The organism is Actinomycetota bacterium (assembly GCA_030682655.1).
GTDB lineage: Bacteria > Actinomycetota > Coriobacteriia > Anaerosomatales > JAUXNU01 > JAUXNU01.
The window spans coordinates 1-4,698 of the sequence record JAUXNU010000087.1 but is presented as its reverse complement, the minus strand read 5'-3'; the positions used below and the strand labels follow the sequence as shown (position 1 = coordinate 4,698).

Below are 4,698 nucleotides of genomic sequence, written 5' to 3'. Positions count from 1 at the left end.
TGAAGGTCGGGCTCGACGTGTACTCGCGCTACATCCTGCAGCTCTCCGGCGAGGACAGCGACCCGCTCGACTCGGTGCTCATCCGCGCCGCTGGTGCTGCCGCGCTCATCTGGTCGATCCCACTCGCGGTCTCGCTGGCCGTCGATGTCGGCAACAAGCTCACGAGCGACGTGCTGACCAACTCGGCTGCCGGTGCCGTCACGAGCCAGCTGCAGGCGGCCGAGGTCATGAAGCGTCTCGTGGCAATCGGCCTGACCGCGAACAACCCGACGGGCCAGCTCCTCTTGGCCGTGGTGATGCTCTTCCTCGGAATCGGGCTCATCGTGATCTTCTTCCAGGTCACGAAACGCTCGGTGGAACTCGCGATCATGGTGTTTATCGGACCGGTGCTGGCGCTGAACTTCGCTTCGCCCGACCGCTCACTGTTCGCGGCGTGGACGCGGCAGCTCCTGACGTTGGCGTTCACGCAGGCATTGCAGCTCTATCTGCTGAACCTCACGATCATCGGCCTTGTGACCGGCTTGAAGATCTCCGGGTTCGGGACCGACCCCATCCACGAGTTCGTCGCGACGGTCGGCCTGATGGCGTGCACGATCGCACTGCCGGCGTTCGTGGCGCAGATGACGCACCAGGCCACACCGACAGGCGTGGGCTCGATGGCGCGCATGGCGACGTTCGAGTTCGCCCGACTTGCGGTCGCAAGGGCGGGGTAGCCGTGGCCCAGCAGACGGCAGCGAACACGGTACTCGGTTGGTCGGCGGTGTTCCTGGGCGTGGTCAGCGTCTCGGCGATCGCGCGCTCCGGTATATCGGCGATCAAGGCGGTCCTTTCCCCCGGCGAGACGCGGCCGAGTCTGTGGACGATCGCACGGCCGGTCATGGCCGCAGCCCTGATCTCTCTCGTCGTATCAGGCGGCATTCTGGCCGCGATCGCTCAGTTATTCCGATAGGAGGCTCTGGACATGGCGACAGCAGAAGAGGAGCAGCGCGAGGGCTATCTCGCCCCGTCGCGCGTGGCGCTCGGCAAGCAGGTGCTCACACCCAACGTGCCAAGGCACAACCAGATCTACATGTACTACGTGCTCGGTACCGCCCCTCTCGCCGCGATCGTCGCGGCGATCGCCATGCGAGTCGTGTTCGTCGGGCTGCTCGCCGCGGGCCTCTGGATCATGACCGGCTGGGGGCTTGTGACCGATTCCGTCGCCGACGTGACGGTGGCCGACTTCCTCAAGAACTCACTTCGCTGGGTCCGCGATCCCAAGCGCTACTACCTCAAGATCGAGAAGGGCGGAATCACCGATGCTCAAACCTAAGATGCCGCCGGCCGACACGATGGCGGACCTGATCCCCGTGTCCGACGTGCTCAGATCGACCACCGGCGACTACACGCTGCTCACCGACGGCGCCTACGCCGTGCACCTGCGGGTGCAGCCGCAAGACATGACGCTCAAGGACGCTGGCGGTGTGGCGGCGAACTTCGACGCTTTTCAGGCGGCGTACAACTCACTCACCGTGGGCGTGCGGATCTACATCGGCCCTCGCGCGGCCGACCTCGAAGAACAGATGAACCACCTGCGCACCCTCATGGAGAGGGCCGCCACGAGCGGCCGGCGCACACTCATCGCCGACCAGATCGAGTTCGTGGCCGACCTGATGAGCACGGGCAACGCAGCCGAGCGGGACTTCTTCTTCATCCTCACGACGCCGCCAGCAGCGACCGACGCGCAGCGAAACGACCTCTTCACAGAGGCCCGCAACTTCATCGCCACGCTCGGCACGCGCGGGATATCGGCGAGCTGGATGAGCGCGGCCGACGTGATCAACACGTTCGTGCGATTCAGTCTGCCCTCCCCTGCCGTCACGCTGCCCTCCGACGACCCGTCACTCAACATCGCTCCGCTCATCGGCGACTGACAGAAGGGCAGGAGCTCATGGCCCGCAAGAAGAACGAAGTGACCGAGCAGGTCACGCAGATCCTGCCGAACACGCGCCTGCGCGAGCTCATCGCACCCGTGGTAGCCGAATTCTCCGACAAGAGCTCGTGCCGGTTCGGCGACCAGTACATGGCCGTCCTCGTGGTCACGAAGTACCCCGCTCGGCTGCCGGCCGAGTGGCTCTCGCGCATTCGGTTGCCCGGCGTGACCGTCCACATCGACGCGGTGCGCCGAAACACCGCCGAGTTCAACCGCATCGTCTCGGACTCGCTGTCAGGGTGGAGCTTCCAAGCCCAGAGTAAGAACAAGGGCGCGTACGAGCGCATGCAGGCCTCGGCGAAGCGGGACCAGGCGGCAGAACTCCTGCGTCTTTCGGGCTCGGAGAACCAGGCGATGTTCGACTCGGTCGCATCCTTCATCGTGACCGCCGAGAGCGCCGAGGGACTTACCTCGCGCGTGAAGGAAGTGCAGGGCAGGCTTGCGGCGAACCAGATCATCGCCCAGCGGCCGTGGTTCATGACCAAGGATGCGATGCTGCATTCGAGCCCCTACGGCTATCGCTCCGCGCGGCTGCACGAGCTCTACGCGATGCCGATGCCTTCGAGCACACTGGCCGCAGCCGCGCCCTTCTCGGCCGCCGGCATCAACGACGGGTACGGCAAGGTCTACGGGCTCGACACCACAGGCGGTGTCGTCGTGATCGACCGCTGGCGGTTCGGCTCGTCGGGCTTCGCCGATCGCTCCAACGCGAACATGGTGGTGCTCGGCAACGCCGGCGGTGGCAAGTCCACGTTCATGAAGCTCGACATCCTCATGGAGTACATGGCCGGCACAAAGGTCATCATCATCGACCCGGAGGACGAGTACAGGGCGCTGTCGGCCCGGATCGACGGCCAGTGGATCGATGCTGGCAACAGCGGCGCGACGGTGATCAACCCGCTCGAGGTGTGGGCCATCGAGGCCGTGGCCGACGATGAGGAAGAGGTCGACGCGGGCCGCTTCAATCCTGTGGCGCGGCACCTGGAGTTCCTGAAGACCTTCTTCGCCCTGCAACTGCCAGACGACTACACGGCGCGCGAGATTCTCGAAATCGAGGTGCGCGAGCTCTACCGCGCTCATGGTCTGACGCTGGACCTCACGAGCGTGGGCCATATGACGAAGTGGCCCACGCTGTCGGACCTGCGAACCCAAATAGCCTCACGCGCGCACGCCGCCAGCGAGCCATCCGCCGGCGAGCGCGAAGCATACGCGGGGCTCGATCTGTTCTTCAAGAACCTCACCGAGGGCTCGCGGGGGCTCATGTGGGACGGTCAGACGAACGTCACGCTCGGTAGCGACGTGCTCGTGTTCTCGACCCACTCGCTCCAGGAGGCCGATTCGTCCACGTACGCCGCGCAGTACCACCTCATCACGCAGTTGATGTGGCGCGAGATCCAGGCGAACCGCGACACCGGCGAGCATCTGTTGGTCGTCATGGACGAGGCGCACCTCGCGATCGACCCCAAGACGCCGGCCACGCTCGAAGCGATCAAGAACTTCGCCAAACGGATCCGCAAGTACGGCGGTGCGCTCATGGTCGCCACGCAGAACGTGAGCGACTTCCTCGACCCGGCGATCGAGCGCCAGGGCCGAGCGGTGCTCGACAACGCCAGCACGAAGGTCGTCTTCGGTGCTGATGGCCGCGAACTCGCGCACATCGTGGATCTCTACGATCTCTCGCGTGCCGAGGCCGATGCCGTGGCGCGCAAGGCCGTCGGCCGGTGCCTGCTCATGGTGGGCCAGCGCAAGTGCATCCTCGACGTGAAACGCACGCCCAAGATGGTGCAGCTCCTGTCGACGAGCGGCAAGAAGGCGCCGGCGGCGTAGAGGAGGCATCATGGCCGAACCTCTCACAATCGCGCGTATCGGCACAGCTGCCGTGCGCGGAATCGTCGACAAGAAGTCAGTCGAGCGCAAGATGCTCGTCGGTGTGGCGGTCGCGCTTGTGGCGGCGCTCTTCATGGGCACGGCGTTCGCCGGCGCGTTCGCCGCCTCCGTGCCGTCGTTCCTGTTCGGGCACCAGACGGATCTGGCCGCGACCGCGGCTCAGATCAAGACCTACGCCGATCTCGAGGACCGGCTACAAAACGACGCAATCGACGACGCCACTGCCGGAGCGCCGGCCGGCAAGACGGTGGACGCCAATCTCGACCTGCCCACGTGGCGCTACCTCTTGGCGCTGTCGGCCATCCAGTGTGACCAGGACTTTACGAAGGCCGACTCTCAAGCTGTCTACGACCTCGTGCGCTCCTCGATCACCTACACGTACACAGCCGAGGGCACGAGCACGGTGCTCGCCACAAGCGCGTACCCGCCCATTGCCGACCTAGCGCCGAGGCTCGCGCCGGCTGGCGCGGCGTTCACGGGCGCGGAGGCCGGGCAGGCTGCCGAGCGCTACCTCGCCATCCTGGGCACGTTCGACGAGAACGGGCAGGTGCTGGATGCCTCCGGGCTCAACGGTGCAGGTGGCCCCGGTGCGACGGCACTCACCCCTGAGGTGCTGGGCGAGCTCGACAAGGCAGGCGTCGCGGTCAACTTCCCGCCGGTGCGGCTCGCCCTGTCCGTCCTCGGGTGTCCGTACGTCTGGGGGGCAACCGGCCCAGACACGTTCGACTGTTCCGGTCTCGCGGACTGGATCATGTGGCGCTACGCCAACTTCTCAGGCCGGGGCACAACGTCCGGGATGTGGAACAGCCTCGGCACGAGCGTGAGTCTGTCGCAGATCC

The 4,698-nt window shown here is 65.8% G+C and carries 6 protein-coding genes; all 6 read left to right on the top strand.

Annotated features, from left to right (window positions below; translation table 11 throughout):
* Positions 1-713 (top strand): DUF6045 family protein (locus tag Q8K99_05060; protein ID MDP2181924.1); only part of this gene is annotated, 713 nt, incomplete at its 5' end.
* 2 nt (positions 714-715) lie between these two features.
* On the top strand, positions 716-949 hold the full coding sequence (locus tag Q8K99_05055; protein MDP2181923.1) for a hypothetical protein: 234 nt from the start codon (positions 716-718) through the stop codon (positions 947-949).
* 12 nt (positions 950-961) lie between these two features.
* Positions 962-1,312, top strand: coding sequence for a hypothetical protein (locus tag Q8K99_05050; protein ID MDP2181922.1), 351 nt, complete (start codon positions 962-964; stop codon positions 1,310-1,312).
* A complete protein-coding gene (locus Q8K99_05045; GenBank protein MDP2181921.1) occupies positions 1,299-1,913 on the top strand; it encodes a hypothetical protein in 615 nt (204 codons plus the stop codon). Before Q8K99_05050 ends, Q8K99_05045 begins: the two co-directional genes overlap by 14 nt.
* A 17-nt stretch (positions 1,914-1,930) precedes the next feature.
* The gene (locus tag Q8K99_05040) at positions 1,931-3,799 is read left to right on the top strand and encodes a DUF87 domain-containing protein (GenBank protein MDP2181920.1); all 1,869 of its coding nucleotides are present in this window, start codon (positions 1,931-1,933) and stop codon (positions 3,797-3,799) included.
* Between the two features lie 10 nt (positions 3,800-3,809).
* Positions 3,810-4,698: hypothetical protein (locus tag Q8K99_05035; GenBank protein ID MDP2181919.1), on the top strand; the 889-nt coding region annotated here is incomplete at its 3' end.